The sequence below is a fragment of the Bacillus basilensis genome (genome assembly GCF_050630465.1).
Classification (GTDB): domain Bacteria; phylum Bacillota; class Bacilli; order Bacillales; family Bacillaceae_G; genus Bacillus_A; species Bacillus_A basilensis.
The window spans coordinates 80,716-106,561 of the sequence record NZ_JBNTQO010000002.1; the positions used below are offsets into that span (position 1 = coordinate 80,716).

Sequence of the window (25,846 nt, forward strand, 5' to 3'; positions counted from 1 at the left end):
TATGCGAATGTTGAATCATAAAAAAATACAAGAAAATATGGCATCACGTTTTTTAAAAGATCGAGTTTACAAATTGTTATTTTATATAGCAATTTTGTTTTCAATAGTAATACTACTTATTTTGCTTTTTCAAATTTTTGAAAAAGGTATAAGTTACCTTTCGGTAGATTTCTTTATAAACTTCGCTTCGCGTAATCCGAAAGAAGCTGGGATTGCTGCAGCTTTGTCAGGAACAATATTATTTATGAGTATTGTTATACCAGTCTCCTTTATATTTGGAGTCGGAACTGCTCTTTATTTAGAGCAATATGCGAAGGAATCTATATTTAAAAAGGTAATAGAAATTAATAATCAAACGTTAGCAGGAGTACCTTCCGTTGTATTTGGATTACTCGGCTTAACTATTTTTGTATATGCTCTTCATTTAGGTGAGAGTATCATTGCGGCGGCACTGACGATGAGTTTACTCGTCTTACCGACAGTTGTTGTAGCGAGTCAAGAAGCGATACGATCTGTACCAAGTTCATTATTAGAAGCTTCTTACGGATTAGGTGCTACGAAGTGGCAAACGATGTATCAAATTGTATTGCCATATGCTTTCCCAGGAATTATAACGGGTTGTACGTTAGCGATATCGAGGGCGATTGGAGAAGCGGCACCGTTATTAGTTATCGGGGCACTTGCATTTGCAAATTATGTTCCATTTAGTATGTTTGATAGATTTACAGTTTTACCAATTCAAATTTTTAATTGGATGAGTAGACCGCAAGAAGAATTTCAGTATGTAGCAGCTGCTGGGATGAATGTTTTGTTAGGTTTGTTGCTCTTTATCAATATATTTGTCCTATGGTTACGAAATCGAAAATAAGTTGGAAATGGATGAAAGGGGAATTCAAATGGTAGCAACAGTAGTAAATGTACAGGTGAAAAACGAGGAGAAAATCGAGACTGCGCCAAAGAAAGTAGTATTTGATACGAAAAACTTAAATTTATGGTACGGAGAAGACCATGCTCTAAAAGATATTAACTTAAGCATTCATGAGAATGAAGTTACAGCAATTATCGGGCCAAGTGGTTGTGGTAAATCAACGTACTTAAAAACATTAAATCGTATGGTAGAGTTAGTACCGATCGTGCGAACTACAGGTGTAATTGAATATAGAGAGCGCAATATATTTGATAAAGCGTATCCAGTTGAAGAATTACGAACACATGTAGGAATGGTGTTCCAAAAGCCAAATCCATTTCCGAAATCTATTTATGAAAATGTAGCATATGGCCCGAAAATCCATGGTGTTCGTGACAAGAAAACGTTGGATGAAATTGTTGAAAAAAGTTTACGTGGAGCAGCGATTTGGGATGAGTTAAAAGATCGTTTGCATGATAATGCATACGGTTTATCCGGTGGACAGCAACAACGTCTATGTATTGCACGTTGTTTAGCGATTGAACCAGACGTTATTTTAATGGATGAGCCAACATCGGCACTAGATCCAATTTCAACATTAAAAGTAGAAGAATTAATTCAAGAGTTAAAGAAAGATTTTAGTATTGTTATCGTAACGCATAACATGCAACAAGCAGCACGTATTTCAGACAAAACTGCCTTCTTCTTAAGTGGAGAAGTTGTGGAGTATACAGATACAAACAAATTATTTACGACACCTTCAGATAAGCGTACAGAAGATTATATTACAGGCCGATTTGGTTGATATCACTAGCAAGGCTAAGAGCCAATGCCCTCTTAACGGAGGGCATTTCTTATTTTACCTTGTTTTGATAGAGAAGTAATACTTCTCCTATCTTAAGGCTTATTACATGTAGGCTAGGTAGGAGATCTATATATATAATGGCACATAAATACTGAGGGGGAAGAAACAATGGTAAGAGAACAGTTTCAATGTGATTTAAAAACATTACAGCAAAAGGTGATTGAGCTTGGCGAACTAGCGAGAGAAGCTTTATTGATTGCTATGGAAGGTCTTCATAAAAAGGATGTAGAGAAAGCGTTAGAGGTAATAGATGGTGATTATCGTATGGATACTTTAGAAGAGGAAATAAATGATCTTGCGCTTATGCTTATTACGAAGCAGCAACCTGTAGCAAGTGATTTAAGAAGGATTTTCATTTCAATTAAAACTGCGACAGATTTAGAGCGTATTGCAGATCATGCTGTTAATATTGCGAAATCAACAATTCGCCTAGGGGAAAAAGAAGTGGCTGTTAGTTTGCACAATCTTGATGAGATGTTTGCAATTGCAAATGAGATGTTACAGTTAGCGTTAGAAGCATATGAGCAAGAAAATTTAACTTTTGCGAAACAAATTGCCGAAATGGATGATTCTGTTGATGAAATATACGGGAAAGCAATTCGTGAATTTATATCTTCAGTTCCAGAACAACCAGAAGCAATTACACAAATTACACAATTATCCTTTGTAGCGAGATATATTGAGCGTGTAGCAGACCATATTACAAATATTGCTGAAAATGTTTTTTATTTAGTAAAAGGAAAGCATTACTTATTAAATGAATAAAGAAAAAAAGCAGGTGAAACATCACCTGCTTTTTTTAGTCAAAACATGACAAAAAAAGCTCGTTGTTTCCTTTAGTTTATGATGATAAGATGTATCATAATATAATGGAAAAAATAGGACATATATGTTGTTCGCTTATTAAGTAATATTTTACTAAGTAAATAGTAAGCGCTTTCTTTTGGCGTTTAAAAGGTACATGTATATAGGGAGTTTTACCGCCTGTCAAAGCACGAGTGGTCAGGGCTCATAATCAGTGCGAAAGGAACAAACCCCATACTGATTAAAGTTTTATTTTATACTGCTAGTTAATGCGGGGTAGATAATATACATATCGTATATGAAGTTACTGAACATTATATAAGTGGAGGCTGAAGTATATGAAGGGGGTTATTTTAGCTGGAGGAAAAGGACGACGCCTTAGACCATTAACATGTAATACTCCAAAGCCGATGTTGCCATTATTAGAAAAGCCAGTTTTGGAATACAATATTGAATTATTACGTCAGCATGGTATTCGTGACATTGCAATTACTGTTCAATATATGAGTACAGCTATTAAGCAATATTTTGGTGACGGTAGCAAATGGGGCGTTAACTTGTACTACTTTGAAGACTCTCCTCGGCTTGGAACTGCAGGGAGTATTAAACAAGCGGAAAAATTTTTAGATGAAACGTTTGTTGTCATAAGTGGAGATGCGTTAACTGATTTTCAATTATCAGAAGGAATTACGTTTCATGAACAAAAGAAAAGAATGGTAACTATGTTTGTAAAAGAAGTAGAAAACCCACTCTCATTCGGTTTAGTTGTAATGAACAAAGAACAAGAGGTTACACGATATATAGAAAAACCGAGCTGGAATGAAGTTGTCTCTAATATTGTGAATACAGGTATATATATTATGGAGCCAGAAATTTTTTCTTACATACCGCCCCGGAAATTTTTTGATTTCAGTCAAGATGTGTTTCCGTTATTGGCAAATAAGAACGCATTATTTGCATATTTGTCAGAAGGTTATTGGTTAGATATTGGGACATTTGATCAATATCGCCAAGCACAATTTGATTTGTTAACGAAAAAATTGCAAGTACCTATTCCTTACACGGAAGTATTGCCGATGGTATGGATGGGAGAAGGCGTGACGATTGGAAAAGGAACGAAAATTCACGGCCCTTCTTTTATTGGAGAAGGAGCAAAAATTGGTGCAGGAGCTATAATTGAACCGTACTCTATTATAGGGAAAAATAGTATTGTTTCAAGTTATTCTCATCTTCAAAAAAGTATTGTCTTTGCAAATGCGAAAATTGGGCAGTATTGCGAGCTATTAGAGACGACAATAGGAGAGCATACAATGGTTGAAGATGACGTTACACTGTTTCAAAAAAGCATTGTAGCGGATCATTGTCATATAGGGAAAAGTACAGTAATTAAGCAAAAGGGAAAACTATGGCCATATAAGGCGATCGACAGCTATTCGGTAGTAGGATCGGCTGGTGTTCAAGCAAGTGAAAAGAGTGCAGGATGGTTGCAAAAAAGTCGCATTGTAGGAAGAGGTAATGTTGAGATTACGCCTCAATTTATTGTAAAGGTTGCGATGGCGTACGGATCCCTTTTTGCTAAAGGAGAAAGTATATTAATCGGGAGTCAAGAGCATATAGAAACGACTTCTTATAAAAATCTCTTTCTTCATGCGATTCATGGTATCGGAGTTCATACGATGGAATGCAAAGAAATGAATGAATCGCTTTTTCGGTATAGCATTCAGGATTTACAATGTGCAGGTGGGGTTTTCATTCAAGTGGAAAATGAAAAAGAGGTTGTTATAAAGTTGTATGGTAAGGATGGGTTACAATTAACGTATAAGCAGCAAAAAGCGATAGAACAAGTATATATGTCTGAGGCGTTTTATTACACATGTGAGAAAGAAATGGGACGGAATAAGCTAGTCCACGTTTCTTTACATGATTATATAGAGGCTGTATTAGAGTGTATTGATATTGAAAAAATAAAAAAACAGAAGTTCCATCTTCTTATTAATAAGAGAAATGATATGTTACAACATTTACTTATGCTTTTTTTGCAAAGGCTCGGATGCACAGTTACGTGGATTTATGCGGGCGAGCAAAAGGATCATGTGAAAGCCTTGATGAAATCAAGTAAAGCAAATATGGCACTTATGTTTTCCGAGCAAGGAAATTATTTTGAGTTATATGATAATCATAGTAATATTTACCAGGGGACAGATTTTGAAGAGGTAGATATTCCAGATTTATTACTTGAATCGGCAGGAAGTATTTACCCAATGTCTCTGAAATTAGGAGAATGTTACCTTCTATTTTATACGCAGGATGAAAAAAAGTCGTTTCAAGCGAGATGGAAACGAGATATTTTATATCGAATTGGAAAATTATTCGAGTTAATAGCATTGCAGGGAAAAACATTTCTCAGCATAGTAGAGCAATCACCGCCGCTCTATTTACTTTGTGATGAAGTTGTATGTTCATGGAATGAAAAAGGGAAAGTAATGAGGAAATTATTGGCTGATATGGAAAGAAAGGAAGAAGGTATATTTGAAGGAGTACAGTTCAAATATACCGAAAAAGAGTGGTCTTATATCGTTTCTGACACAAAACAACCGAAATTTTTAGTGTATTCACATGCTAGAAACCCAGTAATAGCAAGGGAAAACATGAAAAATCTTATAGAAAAAATTAGACAATATCAAAAGGTGTAGAATTTTTATTTTAAAAGTGGTATTATAGTATAGTCTGATTTAAGTTATTAGTACTGGAGGGAAATAAGAATGCGTGTGAATATTACTCTAGCATGTACAGAATGCGGAGATCGTAACTATATCTCAAAGAAAAACAAACGTAACAACGCTGAGCGTATCGAGCTTAAAAAGTATTGCAAGCGTGACAAGAAGTCTACGTTACACCGTGAAACAAAGTAAGCAGTAGGAATATTTTCCTACTGTTTCTTTTTTTATTCGATTCCTTTGTTAAAAGTGATACACTATCATCATAGAGTAAAGTGTCACTGTAAGGGGGAAGATGTGTGAAAGAAGAGAAAATACGTTTGCGTAGACAAATAATAGAACACATGAATTCTTTATCAGAAGAACAGTATGCAACTTTATCAGAGCAAATTGCATTTTCGTTGTATGCGCAAAAAGAGTGGGCTGAGGCTAAAATAATTGGAATTACTCTTTCAATGGAAAATGAAGTGAATACATATCCTATCATCGAAAAAGCTTGGGAAGAAGGAAAGAAAGTTGTTGTTCCAAAGTGTAACAAAGGAACGCGAACGATGTCCTTCCGACAAATTAGTAATTTTGATCAATTAGAAACAGTGTATATGAATTTACGTGAGCCGATTCCGGCGCTTACGGAAGAAGTGAATGCGGATGAAATTGATCTTCAAATCGTACCAGGCGTAGCCTATACAGAGCGAGGAGAGCGAATTGGATATGGCGGTGGCTATTATGATCGTTATCTCGTACATTATAAAGGGAAAACGCTATCATTAGCTTATGATTTTCAAATGGTAAAACATATTCCAGTAGAGCCATTTGATAAAAATGTCGAAAAAATTATTACAGAAAAAGGAACAATGGTTATAAATGGGCTTGTATAGACAAATAAAAATTGACGAGACTTTTTCTTCTTGATTATAATAAAATATGTGAACGTTTTCTTATTATAATTTTTTATAGTAAGTGAGCATAGAGGGTGATGAAATGATATCTATTTATGATATTCAGCAATTGCTAAAGAAATTTGGTACGATTATTTATACGGGTGATCGAATTGCAGATTTACAATTAATGCAAGATGAATTGCGTGAATTAAATCAATCACAGCTAATCGATCCACAAGACTATCAAACAGCTTTATTTTTATTGAAGCAAGAAATTCAAAAAGAGCTAAATAAGAATTAGATAAAGGTAGGTAAGCAACATGGAAGAGAAATGGTTAGTTGGTGTTGACCTTGGTGGTACAACGATTAAATTAGCATTTATTAATGTGTACGGTGAAATTTTACATAAGTGGGAAATCCCTACGAATACAAATGAGCAAGGAAAACATATTACGCTTGATGTAGCGAAAGCTATTGATAAAAAGTTAGAAGAGTTAGGTGAATTAAAAAGTAAGTTAATCGGTATTGGTATGGGAGCTCCTGGTCCTGTACACGTGGCGTCTGGAATGATTTATGAAGCGGTTAATTTAGGATGGAAAAACTATCCGTTAAAAGATTTATTAGAAGTAGAAACAGGATTACCTGTTGTTATTGATAATGATGCAAACTTAGCAGCGCTTGGTGAAATGTGGAAAGGTGCTGGTGAAGGAGCAAAAGATTTAATTTGTATGACACTTGGTACTGGTGTTGGCGGCGGTGTAATTGCTAATGGTGAGATTGTACACGGTGTAAGTGGTGCTGCTGGTGAGATTGGACACATTACAGTAGTTACAGAGAATGCTTTCCCATGTAATTGCGGGAAGTCTGGTTGCTTAGAAACTGTAGCATCTGCAACGGGTATTGTACGTGTTGCTATGCAAAAAATACAAGAGACTGATAAAGAGAGTATTCTTCGTTCTATGTTAGCAGAAGAAGGGCGTATTACATCAAAAGACGTATTTGAAGCACATGGACAAGGTGATGAACTAGCTGGTGAAGTAGTAGAAAAAGTAGCTTCTTATTTAGGCTTAGCTGTAGCGAACCTTTCTAGCACGTTGAACCCAGAGAAAATTGTTATTGGTGGAGGCGTTTCTAAAGCTGGAGATGCACTATTAGAACCAATTCAACGTTATTTCGAGCAATATGCTTTCTCACGTGCTGTAAAGAGCACGAAGCTAGCTATTGCAACACTTGGTAATGATGCAGGTGTTATCGGAGGAGCGTGGCTTGTAAAAAAGCACAAATACGAAGCGAAGATGATATAAGTTGTGAACTATGAAAAGAGGAAGGGGAAACCCTTCCTCTTTTTGTGCGAAATCTTGATGAAGAATAACATGTAAATGAATTAAGCTGCTGGTGGGTACCCGTTATATAGAACAGTCATGATTGTAAACCATCCGAAAACGAGTACAGTTGCAATTGCAAAGCCGCCCGCGAGAAAATTCTTTTCACGAAGTGTTCTAAGCGTAGCAAATACAGCTAACAGAGTGACAAGCGTAAAAATAATAACAAGGCCCATACAATATCCTCCTCTGTCTACCCATTCCTTAATATGAGTTTTTGGAATATTTACTCTTTTATATTGTACATGTTTTAAAAATGATTGTCGAGATAGCATCCTTTCTTTTCCTAAGAGAAAAAAATGTTGTATCATTGAAAGTAAGTTTAATAATTGGAGGAGATTTTCATATGAAATGGATACAAATGCCGTTAGGCCCATTACAAACGAATGCTTATATTTTAACGAATGATAAAAATGAGTGTATTATCTTTGATCCTGGTCATGAAGGAGAGAAGCTCGTTACATATTTACAAGAAGAACAATTAAAGCCACTGGCTGTTTTATTAACACATGCTCACTTTGATCATATTGGTGCTGTTGATGCGGTGAGAGACGCTTTTCATATTCCTGTGTACGTACATAAAGAAGAAGCAGATTGGTTAGGCGATGCAACTGTAAATGGCTCTCAAATTTTTATGATGAATCGCAGCATTACAGCAAAACCAGCAGATCATATTATTGATACAGAAGGTGTATTAGCAATTGGTTCATTTAATTTTGAAATTTTTGAGACGCCAGGACATTCTCCAGGCAGTATTTCTTATTATTGTAAAGAGGCGAATGCTGTATTTTCTGGAGATGTATTGTTCCAAATGAGCATCGGAAGAACAGATTTACCTGGTGGGAGTTTTGCTGAATTGATTGGAAGTATTGAAGAAAAATTATTTGTGTTACCAGATGAAACTGCGGTGTTATGTGGACATGGTCCAGAAACAAGCATTGGTTTTGAAAAAGAAAATAATCCATTTTTACAGTAAGGGGTCATTATGGGAATGGAGCTCATTTTTAGAAAATGGATGGAAAAAGAAAAGGATTATTCGATTTCATATAGTACATATATGAACCTTGCGTTATACGCAGAGGAACATGGCTATTATATGAAAGAGCGTGAAAAAATTGGAAGACAAGGGGATTTTTTCACAAGTAGCAACGTATCCTCTGTTTTTGCAAAGACCTTTGCTAAGTTTTTTATTCGTCTTGTTGAAAATGGTGAAGTTAATCCGAATATTTGTGAGATTGGTGGGGGAACAGGAAGGTTTGCCTATGATGTTTTACAAGAATGGAAGCAATTATCTCCGGAAACCTTTATTGATTTAAACTATTCAATGATTGAAATGAGTCCTTTTCATAGAAAACTACAGCAGAAAAATCTTTGTTCGTTTTCTAACGTGTCATATTATACGTCGCATAGTGAAATGGGAGAATCGTTCGAAGGGATTCTTTTTTCGAATGAGTTATTTGATGCATTCCCTGTTGAAGTAATTGAGAAGAGAAATGGAATATTGAATGAAGTACGTGTTACGTACACAGAGGAAGGGAAACTTGCAGAAGTATATAGACCGTTACATAAAAGAATTGGTCGATACTTATTGAAATATAATATTCATCTTGCAGAAGGTCAGCGTTTTGAAGTGCCGATTGTGATGGAAGAGTATATAAAAGAAATTGCGAAATGGTTTCAACGAGGTGTATGTATTACAGTTGATTATGGATATACAAAAGAAGAATGGATGCATCCTGCACATCAAGAAGGAAGTTTACGAGGGTATTATGAGCATAAGTTAATTCGTAATCCTTTAGCACATCCAGGTGAAATGGATCTTACTACTCATATTCATTGGGATGAGCTGAAAGAGATGTTTAGCCTGCAAGGTATGAATACAGTATGGCATAAGAAGCAATCTGAGTTTTTGTTAGCAGCAGGAATATTAGACCAGCTTACAAATCACCAAGATAGGAATCCTTTTTCTGAAACTCAAAAACAAAATCGAGCAGTTCGTTCTATGATTTTGAGCGGAGGATTAGGGAGTGCATTTGATGTTGTTATACATACGAAACATATGCAACAGCTACACTTGGATCGGTATTTAAAAATATAAAAAACAAGACACAGCATATTTCTGTGTCTTGTTTTTTAATACGACTTATGTAGTATCATATATTTCCTCTCATGATATATATTTATATTAAAGATATGAGATGAAAAATATAAAATACGTCCTTTTTCTCTGTTTATTAGTCCCTAACCTAATAATACGCGAACGAGTTGAATAATTGTCTCGTTTTCTACTTTGTAATAAATTTCCAAACCTTTTCTTTCACTTGAAACGATTTTAGCACTCTTTAACTTTGCTAAATGCTGTGAAATTGTAGATTGTGGCATGTTTAAGCCAGTGTACATTGTAGAAACGTTGCTTGGACCACGTTCAATTAATCCTTTTACAATACATAAGCGAACAGGATGAGCAAGCACTTTCAATAATTCTGCATTGCTTTCATATAGTTCTATTTCTTTTTGAAAGGTTTCTAACATGTTCTTTTCCACCTCCGTGTGAGCTGTTATACCATACTATACATACCAAAAAATTAAAGAAAAGAAAACAGTTGTTGCAGAAAAAAAGTCCTAAAGTAAAGAAATTGTAAGAAAAGAGACCCTGATGTAAATAAAGTAGATGATTTAGCACGGTTTTGTAAAATGACATTTTTGGGTGAAAATTTCGATGCGTTTTAAAAATTGAAAGATATAGATATATTTGTAACACAATCTTACCATGATTTTATTATTCTTTCAAATGAATATACAAAATTTTTAAAATAATAAGATAAAGGAATTATAATGTAATATCTAGAATATAAAACAGGTTAAAAAGAAAAGAAGCTGAATGTAATCAGCTTCTTTATGGTGATAATAAAATGTTTGAGTATAGCTGATAAATCTTAGAATTACCAAGACATTAGTTATGTATTCTAGATTTCTTCTTTCATCAATTTTAAAAATCTGTGGTTCCATATATTTTCATAAAAATCAATTGTCTCTTTTGCGGACATAAATGGATTATTTAACGTAGAGGTGGCTTTCTGTACCATGAAGTTTTCGTATCCGAGTCCATGAGCAAATTTAATTGTAGCATCCATGCAGTACTCTGTTTGGGCACCACAAAATTCAATATGCTGTACAGATAATTGGTCTAAAATTTCTTTTAAGTTAGTTTTATAAAATGAATTTGCATGTGTTTTTCTCACAAAAAAATCTTGTTCTTGAACATCTAGATCAGCATGAATAGCCCAAAGTTCTCTTTCAGGTACTAAATCATCATCACAATGTTGAACGAAAATGATTGGTTTGTTTGATTTTCTGTATGAAGAAATTCTTTTATTTACTTTTGTAAGTAAATTTTTTAAATCGAATAAATGTTCTTCGCTATAACATACTCCATTTTGTAAATCGATAACGATTAAAACATCTGCACAAGTATCCATTATTTTTGCCCCTTTTATTTCTTAATATATCAATTAATTTATTAATTGGAAATAGATAATGCCCTATCGTTTTTTATGAACTATACGAAAAGTAAAAAGTATACTCGAAAACATAAAAAGAAGATATGAAAATTTAATTTCATATCTTCTTTTCTCTCTATGCATTTACAGGCTCTTCTACATAAGAAAGGGCATTTTCAAAATCGGATATTAAATCATCAACATTTTCAAGGCCGACAGATAAACGAAGTAATGAATTAGAAATCCCTCTTTCATCACGAGCTTCTTGCGACAGTGCTGCATGTGACATTTTAGCTGGGTAGGAAAGAATCGATTCGACAGCTCCTAAACTAACTGCAAAGACAGGTAATTTTACTTTTGATAGAAATTGGCGGAGTGCATCTTCTGACTGTAAAGTGAAAGATAGGACAGCTCCGGCTGATGTAGCTTGAGATTGTTGAATATCAAATCCAAGATGTGTTTGTAAGCCAGGATAATAGACGTTTTGAACTTTAGCGTGCTCTTGTAAATAATGTGCAATTTTATTGGCGTTTGCAGCTGAATGCTCAAGGCGTACATGCAATGTTTTTAGACCGCGAAGTACGAGAGAACAATCTTGAGGTCCTAAAATAGCGCCGAATGCATTTTGTAAAAATCCAAGTTTTTGAGCAAGTTCGGCATCTTTTACGACCGCTAATCCGGCAGTAACATCACTATGACCAGCAATGAATTTTGTAGCACTATGAAGAACGACATCTGCTCCAAGTTCAAGCGGTTTCTGGAATAGTGGTGTCAAAAATGTATTATCAACAAAGGTAAGAGCGCCAATAGATTTTGCAAGCTTAGAAACAGCGCGAATATCTGTCACCTTTAAAAGCGGGTTAGAAGGTGTTTCTACATAAAAGAGCTTTGTATTTTGTTTAATGTTGTGCTTTATTTCTTCTAAATTAGTCATATCAACAAATGTATGTGAGACACCGTAACGGGAGAGTACTTCAGTTATCATTCGGTAAGTGCCTCCATATACGTCTTCTGAAATGAGTACGTGATCACCTTGTGAAAGAAGGAGGAATGCAGTAGAAATTGCTGCAATGCCTGATGCAAATGCGAATCCTTTTGTTCCGCCCTCTAATAATGCAATGATGTCTTCAAGAGCTTCACGAGTTGGATTACCAGACCTGCTATAGTCATATTTCCCGAACGTAGCTACATCAAACTGATGGAATGTTGATGTGTTATAGATGGGAACGTTAACAGCTCCTGTTTGTGGGTCATGTTTATATTGGTTGTGTAGTAAAAGTGTATCTATAGAATAACTCATATTCTTACACCTTCTTTTACAAGTTTAATGGCATGCTGTAAGTCTTGAATTAAATCGTTACTATTTTCAATGCCAACGGAAAATCGAAGAAGACGATTACATACACCGTTTGCTGTTCTGATTTCTTCAGGAATATCAGCGTGTGTTTGTGTTGCTGGATATGTCATCAAACTTTCAACACCACCGAGACTTTCAGCAAATGTAATTAAGGATAAAGATTGTAAGAATGGATTAATCCATGTTTCATCTTTAAGACGAAATGAAATCATGCCGCCTCTTCCAGGATAAAATACATCTGTCACCCCGTCCTCATTATTTAAATAAGCAACAACTGCTTTTGCATTTTCTTCATGTTGTCTCATGCGAAGAGCTAACGTTTTCATACCACGAATTAATAGCCATGAGTCAAATGGGCTTAAGACCGCACCAGAGGCATTATGATAATGAGCGATTTCCTCACAAAGTTCCTTTCCTTTTGCAACGACAAGTCCGCTTAGTACATCGTTATGTCCTCCTAAATATTTCGTTGCACTATGAAGTACAATGTCGGCACCTTCTGTTAATGGCTGCTGTATATAAGGCGTGTAGAATGTGTTATCTACAATAAGAAGTAGTCCGTGTCTTTTCGCTACAGTTGCGACAGCGGCAATATCAGTAACTTGCATTAATGGATTTGTCGGAGTTTCTATGAAAATAGCTTTCGTTTCAGTGGTGATAGCTTGCTCAATTCGTATAATAGATTGTGTATTTACGTATTTACATCGAACGTCCCACTTTTTTTCGTGCTCAGAAAATAATCGATAAGTGCCCCCGTATAAATCTTCAGATACAATAAGTTCGTCTCCGGAGCGGAATAGGGAGAGGACGAGGAGAGCAGCTGCCATCCCTGAACTACAGGCATAACCTTGTTCGCCGTATTCTAAATCTGCAATTGCCTGTTCTAAAAGGCCGCGAGTTGGATTACCAGTTCGTGAATAGTCAAAACCAGTAGATTTACCAATTCCTTCATGACGATAAGCGGTTGAGAAATAAACAGGTGGGTTAACCGTTCCTGTTGTAGTTTCGCTACGATTTCCGATTTGTGCTAGTTTTGTTTCAATTGTTGACATGTGAAAATTCCTCCTTTTTAAATTAACAATTAAGTGAATGTAAAATAAAAAAAGCCTTCTAAGAAGAAGGCTTTCGGTTTGAATAGAGTCTTCTTCTTATCTGTCAAATCTTTCACAATTTGCTGGAATTAGCACCTTATTAACAAATGTTAATGGTTGCTGAGGCGTCATAGGGCCAGTCCCTCTACCTCTCTAGATAAGAATGTTCGTATGAAATTTTATTATGTTTTTAACTTTACAACAAAAGATAATTGAATTGCAACTTTATTTTAAATAATTTTTATTTTTCCACAACTGTCATTGACTTTTGCATTTGTGCGTGCTAAATTTATTAAAAAATTAACAAACATTGTTAAAAGGGGAACGTATTTCCTTTTAGCTACATAAATAAAATAATAAAGACAAACTCTTATTGAGAGCGGTGGAGGGAAAGGCCCTGTGAAACCCGGCAACCTTCAAACGAAATGTTTGAAACGGTGCTAATACCTGCAAAACGAATGTTTTGCATAATAAGAGGAGGAACAATTATGTCCCCCTCTTCAAAGTGAAGAGGGGGTTTTTATATTGATAGAAATGAGGGAGATTTGTGAAATTACTAGATTTATTATCAAAAGGAATTGTAATAGGTGATGGTGCGGTTGGGACGTTATTACATTCACATGGTTTGCAAAGTAGTTTTGAAGAATTAAATATATCCGATCCAGATTTAATTATATCGATTCATAAGCAATATGTAGCTGCTGGGGCAGATGTGATTCAAACAAATACGTACGGAGCAAATGAAGCGAAATTACGTATGTATGGTTTAGAAAATCAAGTTACTGAAATTAATAGAGCGGCAGTAAAACTGGCGAAAGCATCTGTGACAGATAGAAATGCAATTTTAGGAACAATTGGCGGTATGAAACATATTGGAGCCGTTACAACTACTGATATGGAAAGGGAATTTATGCTACTTGAGCAGGCAAGTGCTTTACTAGAAGAACAGGTTGATGGACTACTATTAGAGACTTTTTATGATGAGTTTGAATTACTTCATGCTGTTCAGGTGCTACGAAAACAAACGAATATCCCAATTGTAGCTCAATTAGCGTTACATGAGGCAGGTACGACTCAAAATGGAAATGATGTAAATGAAATCTTAAAACAGCTTTTAGATTACGGTGCCAATGTCGTTGGATTGAACTGCCAACTAGGGCCACTTCATATGACGGAAGCTTTTAAAATGATATCGATTCCGCAAAATGGTTACTTGTCAGCATATCCAAATGCAGGTCTTCCAAATTATGTGGAGGGACGTTACGTATATGAGGGAAGTCCGGCTTATTTCGAAGCGATGACACCGAAATTTATTGAGCAAGGTATTCGGTTATTGGGCGGTTGTTGTGGTACGACTCCAGAACATATTGAAAGTATGAAACGGGCTACTCTAAATGTTACGCCTGTAATAGAAAAGGATACGATTCAAAGACCGAAAGTAGTGCATACACACGAGAAACGTTCGAAAGCTCATGTCACTTTAGCGGAGAAAGCAAAAAAACAAACGACAGTAGTAGTGGAATTAGATCCACCGAAAACGTTAGATACACAGCGGTTTTTTGAAGGGGCGAGAGCATTGAAAAGAGCTGGGGCGGACGCTATTACTCTAGCAGATAATTCATTAGCATCGCCTCGCGTTTCGAATATGGCAATGGGAGCATTATTAACGAAGCATGATATTCCCGTATTGACGCATTTAACGTGTAGAGACCATAACGTCATCGGGCTACAATCTCATTTACTAGGCTTATCAGCATTAGGTATGGAAGAAGTGTTAGCTTTAACAGGTGATCCAGCACGCGTCGGTGATTTTCCAGGTGCCACTTCTGTATATGATTTGTCCTCTATTGAGCTCATTAAAATGATTAAAGAAATGAATGATGGGCGCTCTATTTTAGGGAAATCAATAGGCCCAGCAACAAGGTTTTCAGTGGGAGGTGCGTTTAATCCGCATGTAAGACATTTAAAAGCAGCGGTTAAGCGAATGGAACGGAAAATAGATGCTGGAGCGGAATACTTCTTAACTCAGCCGATTTATGATATCGCGTTAATTGAAGAAGTGTATGAAGCAACAAAGCATTTGGAACAACCTATTTTTATTGGGATTATGCCATTAATAAGTAAACGGAATGCAGATTTTCTTCATTTTGAGGTGCCGGGTATTACACTTCCTGAGGAAATAAGAGAGAGAATGGATGGGCATGAAACGAAAGAGGCAGCAATTGAGGAAGGGATTCATATTTCACAAGAATTGATCGATGCGGCGATGAAATATTTTAACGGCATTTATCTTATTACACCATTTCTAAAATATGAAATTACAGAACACCTTGTTAAATATGTGAGAGAAAAGCAAGAAGTGAAAGAAGGTATTAATTGATGAAATGTATAGAAGAGAAATTACAAAATAACATTTTAATATTAGATGGTGCAATGGGAACAATGATTCAGCAAGAGGACTTAACAGCGGAAGATTTCGGAGGTGAAGAGTACGAAGGCTGTAATGAATATTTAGTAGAAACAAGACCAGATGTTATTTTAAAGATTCATAAAGCTTATATTGAAGCCGGGGCGGATATTATTGAAACAAATACATTCGGGGCGACAAATATTGTATTAAGTGATTATGCGTTGTCCCATTTAGACGAGGAATTAAATGAGAAGGCAGCGAGTTTAGCAAAGCAAGCTGTTATAGAAAGTGGGAAGGAAGTATATGTTGCGGGAGCAATGGGACCGACAACGAAAGCGATTAGTGTTACTGGTGGTGTGACGTTTGAAGAATTAATTGAAGCTTATACACGGCAGGCAAGAGGATTGCTGAAGGGAGAAGTTGATGTATTACTCGTTGAGACGAGTCAAGATATGCGTAACGTGAAGGCTGCTTATATTGGAATTCAAGCAGCTTTTGACGAACTAAATAAAATTGTACCTATCATGATTTCAGGAACAATTGAACCAATGGGAACGACTCTGGCTGGGCAAACAATTGAGGCTTTTTACTTATCGGTAGAACATATGAAGCCATTATCTGTTGGATTAAACTGTGCGACTGGTCCAGAGTTTATGAGAGATCATATTCGTTCACTATCTGATTTGTCGGAGTGTTACATTTCTTGTTATCCAAATGCAGGTCTTCCTGATGAAGATGGACATTATCATGAATCTCCATCTTCTCTCGCTGAAAAAGTGAAGCGATTTGCTGAAGAAGGATGGGTTAATATTATCGGTGGTTGTTGTGGCACAACACCAGAACATATAAAAGCAATGAAATCTGCGTTAGATTCGCTTAATCCGCGTGAACATCATGAACGAGAAGGGCATGGGGTTAGTGGATTAGAGGCACTGCAATATGATGATTCTATGAGACCGTTATTTGTAGGTGAAAGAACGAATGTTATTGGGTCACGTAAATTTAAAAGATTAGTAGCAGAAGGGAAATTTGAAGAAGCTGCTGAAGTCGCAAGAGCACAAGTGAAGAAAAATGCTCATATTATTGATATTTGTATGGCAGACCCAGACCGGGATGAAATAGAAGATATGGAAAACTTCTTGGCAGAAGTTACGAAAGTGTTAAAAGTACCGATTATGATTGACTCAACAGATGAAAATGTGATGGAGCGAGCTCTTACTTATATTCAAGGCAAAGCTGTTATTAATTCAATTAATTTAGAAGATGGAGAAGAACGATTTAAAAAAGTGACACCACTTCTTCAGAAATATGGTGCAGCTATTGTTGTGGGAACAATTGATGAAGACGGTATGGCAGTAAGTGCGGAACGAAAACTTGAAATTGCGAAAAGAAGTTATGAGTTATTGACGAAGAAATATGGTATACGTCCGTCAGATATTATTTTTGATGCACTTGTATTTCCAGTAGGTACAGGTGATGAAGAATATATTGGCTCGGCGGCAGCAACGATAGAAGGGATTCGCCTTATTAAAGAAGCATTACCAGAGTGTTTAACGATTTTAGGTGTAAGTAACATATCATTTGGTTTACCACCAGCTGGACGCGAAGTATTAAATTCCGTCTTTTTATATCATGCAACGAAAGCAGGATTAGATTACGCGATTGTGAATACGGAAAAATTAGAACGCTATGCGTCAATTCCTGAGGAAGAAAAACGTCTTGCAGATGCATTACTTTTTGAAACAACGCAAGAGACGTTAGAAAAATTTACAAATTTTTATCGCGCGGCAAAAAAGAAAGATGTCGTTATCCAAGAAACATTAACTCTTGATGAGCGACTAGCAAATTATATTGTAGAAGGTACGAAACAAGGGTTACACGAAGATTTAAGCCTCGCACTTACTGAAGGAAGAAAACCTTTGGATATTATTAATGGCCCACTTATGACAGGAATGGATGAGGTGGGACGATTATTTAATAATAATGAGCTTATCGTTGCTGAAGTATTGCAAAGTGCTGAAAGTATGAAAGCTGCTGTAAGCTATTTAGAGCCACATATGGAATCTAGCGATAGTGCAAAAAAAGGGAAAGTATTATTAGCGACTGTTAAAGGTGATGTGCATGATATTGGGAAAAATCTCGTTGAAATTATTTTAGCGAATAACGGATATGAGATTATTAATTTAGGAATCAATGTACGTTCGGATCGAATTGTTCAAGAAGTACAAGAAAAGAAGCCTGATATTATAGGTCTTTCTGGTTTGTTAGTAAAATCGGCTCAACAAATGGTAACGACTGCAGAAGATTTAAAAGCGGCGGATATTGATATTCCGATTGTTGTAGGCGGGGCAGCGTTAACGAGAAAGTTTACAGATAATCGTATTTCGCCATCCTATAAAGGGCTCGTATGTTATGCAAGTGATGCAATGACGGGGCTTGATATTATTAATAAGCTTCAAAAAGAAGAAGAGCGTGAGAAGATGAAGCAGGATAAAAAGGAACGTCATCTTCATATTGTAACAAAAGAAGAGAAGAAAGTAGAAATTCCAGCAGTAATTGAGCCATTACCAAAATCAGAGGTTATGGTGCCTGATTCAATAAAACGAATTGTATTACGAGATGTTCCTGTTTCACATCTCGCACCATTTCTGAATAGACAAATGCTACTTGGACATCACCTTGGATTAAAAGGAAGTGTGAAGAAGCTTTTGCGAGAGGGAGATAAAAGAGCGCACGATTTAAATGATTTAATAGACGAATTATTGCAGGAAGGACAATCTTGGTTAAAACCAAAAGCAGTGTATCAATTTTTCCCAGCGCAAAGCGACGGACAAAATATTGTAATATATGATCCAGAAGATCATACACGTGTCATAGAGCGTTTCACATTCCCGAGACAAGGAAAAGCACCATATCGTACTTTAGGTGACTATTTAAGACCAATTGGAGATGAAATGGACTATGTTGCTTTCCTATCCGTTACTGTTGGGGAAGGCGTTCGGGACATTGCTGAAGAGTGGAAGGCGAAAGGTGATTATTTACGCAGTCATGCCATTCAATCGTTAGCGCTTGAACTAGCAGAAGGACTTGCTGAAAAAACACATATGCTCATTCGCGATCGCTGGGGTATTCCAGATTCGCCAGAATTGACGATGGAAGAACGCTTCCGTACGAAATATAGAGGGATACGCGTGTCCTTCGGTTATCCAGCATGTCCAGAACTTGCAGATCAAGAAAAGCTATTTCGCTTAATTCATCCAGAGGAAATAGGTATTTCATTAACGGAAGGATTTATGATGGAGCCAGAAGCGTCTGTAACGGCTATGGTATTTTCTCACCCCGAGGCAAGATATTTTAGTGTATTATAGTCTAGAAGGGGGAGACGTATGAAAAAAATAGTCTTTACAGGTGGCGGTTCGGCAGGGCATGTAACACCTAATTTAGCCATTATTCCATATTTAAAGGAAGACAACTGGGATATTTCTTATATTGGTTCTCATCAAGGAATTGAGAAAACGATTATAGAAAAGGAAGGCATTCCGTACTATAGTATTGCGAGTGGAAAGCTACGCCGTTATTTTGATTTAAAAAATATAAAAGATCCTTTTCTTGTAATGAAGGGTGTTATGGACGCGTATGTAAGGATTCGAAAACTCAAACCAGATGTGATTTTTTCAAAAGGTGGTTTCGTATCTGTACCAGTCGTAATTGGAGGATGGCTAAATAGAGTACCAGTCTTATTACATGAATCTGATATGACGCCAGGACTAGCAAATAAAATTGCGCTCCGTTTTGCTTCGAAAATATTTGTTACATTTGAAGAAGCTGCGAAACATTTACCGAAAGAAAAAGTAATCTATACAGGATCACCTGTACGTGAAGAAGTATTAAAGGGAAATCGTGAAAAAGGTTTAGCATTTTTAGGTTTTTCACGTAAAAAGCCAGTTATTACAATCATGGGAGGAAGTTTGGGCGCAAAGAAAATTAATGAAACGGTTCGAGAAGCGTTACCAGAACTTCTGAAAAAGTATCAAATTGTGCATCTTTGCGGAAAAGGTAATCTTGATGAAAGTTTACAAAATGAAGAAGGATATAGACAATTTGAATATGTACATGGAGAGCTGCCAGACATATTAGCGATAACAGATTTTGTTATTTCGCGTGCGGGATCCAATGCCATTTTTGAGTTTTTAACATTGCAAAAGCCAATGCTGCTAATTCCGTTATCGAAATTTGCAAGCCGTGGAGATCAAATATTAAATGCAGAGTCTTTTGAAAGACAAGGATATGCCTCTGTACTGTATGAAGAAGATGTGACTGTGAATTCTCTTATAAAGCATGTTGAAGAGCTATCTCATAATAATGAGGCGTATAAAACCGCATTAAAAAAATATAATGGAAAAGAAGCGACTAAAACAATCATTCACCATATTTCAGAGGCATGATGAAAAAATCATGTCTCTTTTAGTAGGTTGAAAGATTCCAAGAAACGGTGTTTTTATGTTACAATAACAAATGGTTAGTAGGGAAATTCCAATTAATGAAGCGTGAAAATACGAATGGATTAGGAGTGACTGTGTTGGAGCTAAGTCTCTATGAAAATACTGCACTTATTATATGCTTTGTGTTGTACGTTGGTAGTGTTATTGTTTATATTTCAAGGAAATTTTCGCAAGAAAGAGAGCTTGAAAAATCAGAGATAACAGCTGAACTAGATATGTTAGCTGATGAAAGTTATAAAAAGCAAAAAATAAAAGAAGATCATGAAGCATCCCATCATTTAAACGCAAATAAGTTTTAAAGATGGGTATTTTTTTTGAAATCGTTTTTTATTATATATAGCAAGTAACGCTAAAAAGGAGTTTCCCGTATATAAAGAAGGGGTGTATATAAATGGATTTTTATATCGCTTCAGGATTCAAAAATAAACATCTTGTACGTTCTATAGCAAATGAACTGAAACATGCAGGATGGCATCATACATATGATTGGACAAGAAACGAAAGAGCAGTAAATCAAGAACAATTAAGAGAAATTGGCCAGGCAGAAAAGAATGCTATCAAAGAAGCGGATGTCTTTTTACTTATATTAGATGGCGGAAATGGGAGTCATACAGAGTTTGGAATGGCGATTGCGCTAGAGAAAAAGATATATGTATATCATGAAGGAAACCCGCTTCAAACAACGTTCTATCATTTGCCAGAAATAAATATTTTTGAAGGCGATGCAGCTGAATTTGCATCTCACGTTATGAATCATGTGAAATAATAGTAATTATCTAAAAGGTTATAAAAGCGATTTTTTGGGTACAGTGATGATAAGAAAAAGTATATAAAGGAGTTACATTATATGAAATTAGAAAATGGATGGGAAACGAGCTTTTTAGAAGTTGTACAAGGTAGTGAATTTAAGAAAGATGCACTTCTTAGTCAATTGCTTTGTGAGGATAGTGAAGAAGTTGAGGAGCTTGTTGATGATTACGGGTATGAAGAGATTATTGAACGTGAACATGATGATGAGTTAGCAGAAGTTTTAGGCGAAGAACTGTTTAGTGAGATGGAGCGATACGTATTCTTATCTTCACAGCCAGAAGAAAAACTTATTTCATTCGTAAATGGATTAGGTTTTCATGTGTTAGATTGGATCGTTCTTCTTGAAACAGAATTTGGCATTGATAGTGCACACTTTACGTCGGACGCCGTGAAAATGTTAGAAAAGCGTTTTAGACAATTTCCATACATAGAAGATAAGACAATTTTTGATATGACATTTGGAGAAGCAATGGATGTATTACAATCCATTACAGGATTACAACTGAAGGAAAAGATGAACGTATAATGTAAAAAAAGAACGTGATATCCTCACGTTCTTTTTTTACATTATAATAATTTTGTCATCTAGTTTTGTTTGTCCGCTAAGAAGTGCGTTTAAATATTCCACTTTTCTTATACAGGCTTGTATATGTCTTTCAACCTCTTGTAACTCTCCTTGGTGATGTGTTTCAATTGGATGAATTTGTACGTTGAATTTTTCGAATTGACTACTATATGTTATTTCTGCATAGCCGCTCATAATATCCGTTTCGTTATGAAATAAAAATTGCTTCGTTTTGTCACAGAATGATACATCCTGAAACCCATATACTTTTAATGCTTCAATTACTTTTTTTATCATTTTTGTATTCATTTTTTAACCCTCTTTACGAAGTTCTACTTATATATTATAACATAAAAAATTACACAGAAAGCGCTTCCAAGTGTATTTTATTATAAACTTTACGTTTCAATCACAAAAATGAAACAAAGAAAAAATAATTGTAAAGAAGGAAGGACTCTTTTATTGTTTCGTCATATATATAGAGAAATAGTGCAATGAAAGGAAATTTTCCGAGGTGGAGATCGTATTTCCAATTTGAGCGCAGTAAAAGAGGTGAAAATCTTGAACTTTGATATTGTAGGACAAAAAGCATATATAAAAGATGGAGCGCATCGGAACCGAATTGGAATTGTAAAGAAAAACGAGACAAAATTAGAATCGCAGTTTGCTATTGTAATTGGAGAACAAAGCATTGATGTAGAGCTCAAGGATATCGTGTTAGTTGGAGTAGACGTAGGACAATTTCATAAATGGTGCGAACAAAATGGTTATTTGTGAAAAGGACGGGCTGTGAGATAATGAAATATATTTGAGGAAAGAGAATATGTTATTGTATTCTCTTTTTCCGTGTTTAAGGAGATGGAAATGAAGTATAAAGAACGGGATTTTACATTGGAGCTAAAAGAGAAAATTCAGTGTGTGGAGAAGGAAATAAAGCGAATATCACTTAAACTGTATAAAGAGTATTCGCATTTATACATAGAAAAAACATGGAATTAGATATGGGATTTGCAAGAGAGAAAGAGAATCCCTTTGAGGTGGGATATAATTCATCAGTTGCTATAGCTATATTAGATGAAGAAAAAGAGATGATTGAATTTCACAATATTTCAATTTGGAAATGCGAAAGAATTTTTTTAGGAATGCCAATTCAATCAAACATTTTGTGGAGTAAGAAAGTAGGAGAACTTGTTGATGAATCTTGTTATGAGATTGAGGAAGAGTTAAAAGAGCAACTAGAAGAATATTTGGTGTGATAATTCTCAAGATAAGATCTATAAAGAGGGAACGGAATAAAAAAGACGCTAACAAATGTATGTTAGCGTCTTTCTTTCATTATGAAGCAATTTCACCAGTTTTTGTATCATCTTGATTGTACGTATCTTGATCTAATTCACCAAGCCATTTACTTGAAATAAGACCTGCTGTCATAGAACCACTTACGTTAAGAGCTGTACGACCCATATCGATTAATGGTTCAACTGAGATAACAAGAGCGACAATACCGATTGGTAAGTTCATTGTAGATAGTACGATTAATGCTGCGAATGTTGCACCGCCACCAACTCCGGCAACACCGAATGAGCTAATCGCAACGACAGCGATTAAAGTTAAAATAAATTGTGGTTGTAATGGATCAATTCCTACAGTTGGAGCGACCATCATTGCAAGCATTGCTGGATAAATACCTGCGCAACCGTTTTGTCCGATAGATACTCCAAATGATGCTGCGAAGTTTGCAATTCCTTCAGAAATACCAAGTTTTTCTTTTTGAGCTTCAATATTTAATGGCATTGCGCCAGCACTAGAGCGAGATGTGAATGCAAATGTTAATACAGGGAACACCTTTTTCAAATATTGAATTGGATTTAAACCAGAGAGAGCAATTAATAATAAGTGGATAACGAACATTACGATAAGTGCTACGTAAGACGCTAACACGAAGTTACCAAGTTTTAAAATAGCATTTATATCGCTACCAGCAACTGTTTTTGCCATAAGAGCTAATACGCCGTAAGGAGTAAGGCGTAAAATTAATGTTACCATACGCATTACGATTGCATATACAGCATCAAGCATCTTCTTAAATAGCTCTGCTTGTTCTGGATATTTTCGTTTTACACCTATAAAGGCTATACCGATAAATGCTGCAAATATTACAACAGAAATTGTTGATGTTGGACGAGCACCTGTTAAATCAAGAAACGGATTTGTAGGTAACAACTCTAATAATTTATCTGGAATTGTTGTTTTCTCAATAGAAGTAAATCTTTCTTCAACTAACTTCAGACGAGCAGATTCTGCATCACCTTGTTGTAGGCCTGTTGCTGATACATCAAATCCTGCACTTGCAGCGATACCGACAGCTGCAGCGATTCCTGTAGTAAGAATTAAAATTCCGATAATAAGACCACTAATTTTACCAAGATTTTTCGTTAATTGTAATTTTGTAAATGCTGAAATAATAGATACTAAAATAAGTGGCATAACGATCATTTGAAGCAATTTCACATAACCGCTACCGATTAAGCCAAACCAAGTATTTGATTCAATGATGACTTTAGAAGTAGGCTCATAAATAAATTGTAATATAAGACCGAAGATAATTCCGACTCCTAAAGCAGTAAATACACGTTTATTAAAAGATACATGCTTACGTTGCATATAGTATAATACGCCAACTAAGATGAGCATGACTGCAACGTTAATTCCGACAAGCAGTGTATTCATGTTGATTCCCCCTAATTCCAATCTGTTATATAGAATATAAGGTAATAAAACCTATAAGTCAACTAGGAAATTGCGGAATTAAAAAAAAGATGGCAAAATGCCATCTTTTAATGTCCAGCCCCAGGGACAAGCAAGAACGTCGTGTAGTATGTAAATCCTATGAAGAAAACAGTTAAATATGCCCCGAATACGTATATATACATACGCTCTGTTAATTTTAAATAGCTTAAAAGTACGAAGAATCCTGTTTGTCCTAAAAATAGTAGTGCGGTCGAGTGCATATCCCCTACGTAAAACATAACCGAGAAAATTCCAGTCCAAAAGCCGAGAACGCGAAACATGCGCTCCATGCCATCTCCCTCCTTTTCTAAAAAAAGTAAACCTCACTTCATTATAGTTTATTTTTCTTACTATTGTAAATATTCGTTCATATAAAAAGAAGCCAATTATAATTGGCTTCTTTTTATAGGGAAAATTAAATTGTTAGTTTATAATTACAAGATTTACATCCATCCAGTAAACTATCATTTCGTGTTAATTCCGTGTTAGGGAATAGGATTTCAAAAATCCCTTTCATCATATCTCCGTGCATATTACAAATTTCAGTTGGATGATGAACAGCAACTTCTTTAAATGGACAATTGTGTACATCATAGAAAATTTTCGTTCCATCTGCACTTAATTCAAATGCCGGTGATAAGCCAGCTGTTGAGAAAGCTTCTTTTGCAATTTGAACTTTTTGTTCCACTGTTAAAGCATCTTCACTCACATTTAAGCGCTGCATATGTTGTTGCATTAATTCGGCCCCGAATTGTTTTCCTGTTTCGTATAGCGCTTTTTCACCAGCAGCACCAAGGCTAAGTAAAGAATTAAATGCTATTCTTGCTAACAATTGATAGTCACGGAAGGGGAATTGTAATTGGATAACATCATCAGATAATACATATAATCTGCTTGGTCTTCCGCCTTTTCCTGTTTTCTTTGTTTCCGATTTAAGCATATGAACATCTTCTAATTTAGATAAATGTAAACGTGCTACGTTTGGATGAATGTCAAACTCATCTGCAATTTCTTGTACAGTTACGTAACTATGTTTTTGAGAAATATATTTATAAATGTAATAACGAGTTGGGTCAGATAATACACCTGTAATTTTTAAAGCTTGTTCCATGAGGATCTCCACCTTTATCACTTTATCCAAGATAATAACATTATAATACAGATAAACATGAGTATAGGTAATTTCAGACAATAATTCAGAAATTGTTCATAATTTCACAAACATATTTTTCCTTTTTTACCTAGTGAAAATACAAAAATGCCGA

Annotated in this window: 26 protein-coding genes, 1 pseudogene and 2 riboswitches; of the genes and pseudogenes, 18 read left to right on the forward strand and 9 right to left on the reverse strand. The window is 35.6% G+C overall.

The window, feature by feature from the left end:
• The first annotated feature begins 1 nt into the window (after nucleotide 1).
• The 8 genes from pstA (at nucleotide 2) to glcK (ending at nucleotide 7,478) form a co-directional block, all read left to right on the forward strand.
• Nucleotides 2–868, forward strand: coding sequence for a phosphate ABC transporter permease PstA (gene pstA, locus ACQVV1_RS03750; RefSeq protein WP_242252251.1), 867 nt, complete (start codon nucleotides 2–4; stop codon nucleotides 866–868).
• 28 nt (nucleotides 869–896) lie between these two features.
• On the forward strand, nucleotides 897–1,712 hold the full coding sequence (gene pstB, locus ACQVV1_RS03755) for a phosphate ABC transporter ATP-binding protein (RefSeq protein WP_060632283.1): 816 nt from the start codon (nucleotides 897–899) through the stop codon (nucleotides 1,710–1,712).
• Between the two features lie 168 nt (nucleotides 1,713–1,880).
• Nucleotides 1,881–2,537: a phosphate signaling complex protein PhoU gene (phoU, locus tag ACQVV1_RS03760; protein WP_242252250.1), complete on the forward strand. Its 657-nt coding sequence runs from the start codon at nucleotides 1,881–1,883 to the stop codon at nucleotides 2,535–2,537.
• Nucleotides 2,538–2,914: 377 nt separating this feature from the next.
• Nucleotides 2,915–5,269, forward strand: a complete 2,355-nt coding sequence (locus ACQVV1_RS03765) for a sugar phosphate nucleotidyltransferase (RefSeq protein ID WP_242252249.1) — start codon at nucleotides 2,915–2,917, stop codon at nucleotides 5,267–5,269.
• Between the two features lie 69 nt (nucleotides 5,270–5,338).
• Nucleotides 5,339–5,488 carry a 50S ribosomal protein L33 gene (gene rpmG, locus ACQVV1_RS03770; RefSeq protein WP_001265616.1) on the forward strand — a complete coding sequence of 50 codons (150 nt, stop codon included), beginning with the start codon at nucleotides 5,339–5,341 and terminating at the stop codon, nucleotides 5,486–5,488.
• A 104-nt stretch (nucleotides 5,489–5,592) separates the two neighbouring features.
• Complete coding sequence (locus ACQVV1_RS03775; RefSeq protein WP_242252248.1) at nucleotides 5,593–6,171, forward strand: 5-formyltetrahydrofolate cyclo-ligase; 579 nt, start codon at nucleotides 5,593–5,595, stop codon at nucleotides 6,169–6,171.
• A gap of 103 nt (nucleotides 6,172–6,274) precedes the next feature.
• The gene (locus ACQVV1_RS03780; RefSeq protein WP_000623706.1) at nucleotides 6,275–6,475 is read left to right on the forward strand and encodes a YqgQ family protein; all 201 of its coding nucleotides are present in this window, start codon (nucleotides 6,275–6,277) and stop codon (nucleotides 6,473–6,475) included.
• A 19-nt stretch (nucleotides 6,476–6,494) separates the two neighbouring features.
• A complete protein-coding gene (glcK, locus tag ACQVV1_RS03785) occupies nucleotides 6,495–7,478 on the forward strand; it encodes a glucokinase (protein ID WP_000391706.1) in 984 nt (327 codons plus the stop codon).
• An 80-nt stretch (nucleotides 7,479–7,558) separates the two neighbouring features.
• Here glcK and ACQVV1_RS03790 read toward each other — a convergent pair whose 3' ends face one another.
• Nucleotides 7,559–7,732 carry a DUF2759 domain-containing protein gene (locus ACQVV1_RS03790; protein WP_000524853.1) on the reverse strand — a complete coding sequence of 58 codons (174 nt, stop codon included), beginning with the start codon at nucleotides 7,730–7,732 and terminating at the stop codon, nucleotides 7,559–7,561.
• A 170-nt stretch (nucleotides 7,733–7,902) separates the two neighbouring features.
• Between ACQVV1_RS03790 and ACQVV1_RS03795 the strand changes: the two genes are divergently transcribed.
• Together ACQVV1_RS03795 and ACQVV1_RS03800 are read left to right on the forward strand one after the other, a co-directional pair.
• Nucleotides 7,903–8,532 (forward strand): MBL fold metallo-hydrolase, encoded by a 630-nt coding sequence (locus ACQVV1_RS03795; RefSeq protein WP_242252247.1) that lies wholly within the window; start codon nucleotides 7,903–7,905, stop codon nucleotides 8,530–8,532.
• 9 nt (nucleotides 8,533–8,541) lie between these two features.
• Nucleotides 8,542–9,654 carry a class I SAM-dependent methyltransferase gene (locus tag ACQVV1_RS03800; protein WP_242252246.1) on the forward strand — a complete coding sequence of 371 codons (1,113 nt, stop codon included), beginning with the start codon at nucleotides 8,542–8,544 and terminating at the stop codon, nucleotides 9,652–9,654.
• Nucleotides 9,655–9,797: 143 nt separating this feature from the next.
• Here ACQVV1_RS03800 and ACQVV1_RS03805 read toward each other — a convergent pair whose 3' ends face one another.
• From ACQVV1_RS03805 to metI, 4 genes are all read right to left on the reverse strand, one after another.
• Nucleotides 9,798–10,088 (reverse strand): ArsR/SmtB family transcription factor, encoded by a 291-nt coding sequence (locus ACQVV1_RS03805; protein WP_000894375.1) that lies wholly within the window; start codon nucleotides 10,086–10,088, stop codon nucleotides 9,798–9,800.
• Between the two features lie 434 nt (nucleotides 10,089–10,522).
• Nucleotides 10,523–11,035 carry a cysteine hydrolase family protein gene (locus ACQVV1_RS03810; RefSeq protein WP_242252245.1) on the reverse strand — a complete coding sequence of 171 codons (513 nt, stop codon included), beginning with the start codon at nucleotides 11,033–11,035 and terminating at the stop codon, nucleotides 10,523–10,525.
• A 157-nt stretch (nucleotides 11,036–11,192) separates the two neighbouring features.
• On the reverse strand, nucleotides 11,193–12,356 hold the full coding sequence (gene metC, locus ACQVV1_RS03815) for a cystathionine beta-lyase (RefSeq protein ID WP_431168633.1): 1,164 nt from the start codon (nucleotides 12,354–12,356) through the stop codon (nucleotides 11,193–11,195).
• Entirely contained in the window at nucleotides 12,353–13,465 is a 1,113-nt protein-coding gene (gene metI / locus ACQVV1_RS03820; protein WP_431168634.1) for a cystathionine gamma-synthase/O-acetylhomoserine thiolyase, read from the reverse strand. Before metI ends, metC begins: the two co-directional genes overlap by 4 nt.
• Nucleotides 13,466–13,558: 93 nt before the next feature.
• Nucleotides 13,559–13,668: riboswitch (SAM riboswitch) on the reverse strand.
• 203 nt (nucleotides 13,669–13,871) lie between these two features.
• Nucleotides 13,872–13,981: riboswitch (SAM riboswitch) on the forward strand.
• A gap of 70 nt (nucleotides 13,982–14,051) precedes the next feature.
• On the opposite strand from metI, the gene ACQVV1_RS03825 reads away from it, so the two are divergent.
• The 6 genes from ACQVV1_RS03825 (at nucleotide 14,052) to ACQVV1_RS03850 (ending at nucleotide 21,752) form a co-directional block, all read left to right on the forward strand.
• Nucleotides 14,052–15,884, forward strand: coding sequence for a bifunctional homocysteine S-methyltransferase/methylenetetrahydrofolate reductase (locus ACQVV1_RS03825; protein WP_063222951.1), 1,833 nt, complete (start codon nucleotides 14,052–14,054; stop codon nucleotides 15,882–15,884).
• Nucleotides 15,884–19,282: a methionine synthase gene (metH, locus tag ACQVV1_RS03830; protein ID WP_431168635.1), complete on the forward strand. Its 3,399-nt coding sequence runs from the start codon at nucleotides 15,884–15,886 to the stop codon at nucleotides 19,280–19,282. Before ACQVV1_RS03825 ends, metH begins: the two co-directional genes overlap by 1 nt.
• A gap of 18 nt (nucleotides 19,283–19,300) precedes the next feature.
• Nucleotides 19,301–20,359 carry an undecaprenyldiphospho-muramoylpentapeptide beta-N-acetylglucosaminyltransferase gene (gene murG, locus ACQVV1_RS03835; RefSeq protein ID WP_242252239.1) on the forward strand — a complete coding sequence of 353 codons (1,059 nt, stop codon included), beginning with the start codon at nucleotides 19,301–19,303 and terminating at the stop codon, nucleotides 20,357–20,359.
• Between the two features lie 95 nt (nucleotides 20,360–20,454).
• Nucleotides 20,455–20,715 (forward strand): DUF3966 domain-containing protein, encoded by a 261-nt coding sequence (locus ACQVV1_RS03840; RefSeq protein ID WP_242252238.1) that lies wholly within the window; start codon nucleotides 20,455–20,457, stop codon nucleotides 20,713–20,715.
• Nucleotides 20,716–20,807: 92 nt separating this feature from the next.
• A complete protein-coding gene (locus ACQVV1_RS03845) occupies nucleotides 20,808–21,182 on the forward strand; it encodes a nucleoside 2-deoxyribosyltransferase (protein ID WP_063222954.1) in 375 nt (124 codons plus the stop codon).
• Nucleotides 21,183–21,263: 81 nt separating this feature from the next.
• Nucleotides 21,264–21,752, forward strand: a complete 489-nt coding sequence (locus tag ACQVV1_RS03850) for a hypothetical protein (RefSeq protein WP_242252237.1) — start codon at nucleotides 21,264–21,266, stop codon at nucleotides 21,750–21,752.
• A 36-nt stretch (nucleotides 21,753–21,788) separates the two neighbouring features.
• On the opposite strand, the gene ACQVV1_RS03855 is transcribed toward ACQVV1_RS03850, so the two are convergent.
• The gene (locus tag ACQVV1_RS03855) at nucleotides 21,789–22,100 is read right to left on the reverse strand and encodes a hypothetical protein (protein ID WP_063222956.1); all 312 of its coding nucleotides are present in this window, start codon (nucleotides 22,098–22,100) and stop codon (nucleotides 21,789–21,791) included.
• 252 nt (nucleotides 22,101–22,352) lie between these two features.
• Here ACQVV1_RS03855 and ACQVV1_RS03860 point away from each other — a divergent pair, with 252 nt between their 5' ends.
• Complete coding sequence (locus tag ACQVV1_RS03860; RefSeq protein ID WP_001008320.1) at nucleotides 22,353–22,568, forward strand: DUF3912 family protein; 216 nt, start codon at nucleotides 22,353–22,355, stop codon at nucleotides 22,566–22,568.
• 87 nt (nucleotides 22,569–22,655) lie between these two features.
• Nucleotides 22,656–23,047: pseudogene (locus ACQVV1_RS03865) on the forward strand (hypothetical protein).
• Between the two features lie 79 nt (nucleotides 23,048–23,126).
• Here the strand turns inward: ACQVV1_RS03865 and ACQVV1_RS03870 are convergent.
• From ACQVV1_RS03870 to ACQVV1_RS03880, 3 genes are all read right to left on the reverse strand, one after another.
• Nucleotides 23,127–24,521 carry an L-cystine transporter gene (locus ACQVV1_RS03870; RefSeq protein WP_001094341.1) on the reverse strand — a complete coding sequence of 465 codons (1,395 nt, stop codon included), beginning with the start codon at nucleotides 24,519–24,521 and terminating at the stop codon, nucleotides 23,127–23,129.
• Nucleotides 24,522–24,628: 107 nt separating this feature from the next.
• Nucleotides 24,629–24,871 carry a DUF2626 domain-containing protein gene (locus tag ACQVV1_RS03875; RefSeq protein ID WP_000440713.1) on the reverse strand — a complete coding sequence of 81 codons (243 nt, stop codon included), beginning with the start codon at nucleotides 24,869–24,871 and terminating at the stop codon, nucleotides 24,629–24,631.
• A gap of 125 nt (nucleotides 24,872–24,996) precedes the next feature.
• Nucleotides 24,997–25,692, reverse strand: coding sequence for a helix-turn-helix transcriptional regulator (locus ACQVV1_RS03880; RefSeq protein ID WP_000434117.1), 696 nt, complete (start codon nucleotides 25,690–25,692; stop codon nucleotides 24,997–24,999).
• Between the last annotated feature and the right edge of the window lie 154 nt (nucleotides 25,693–25,846).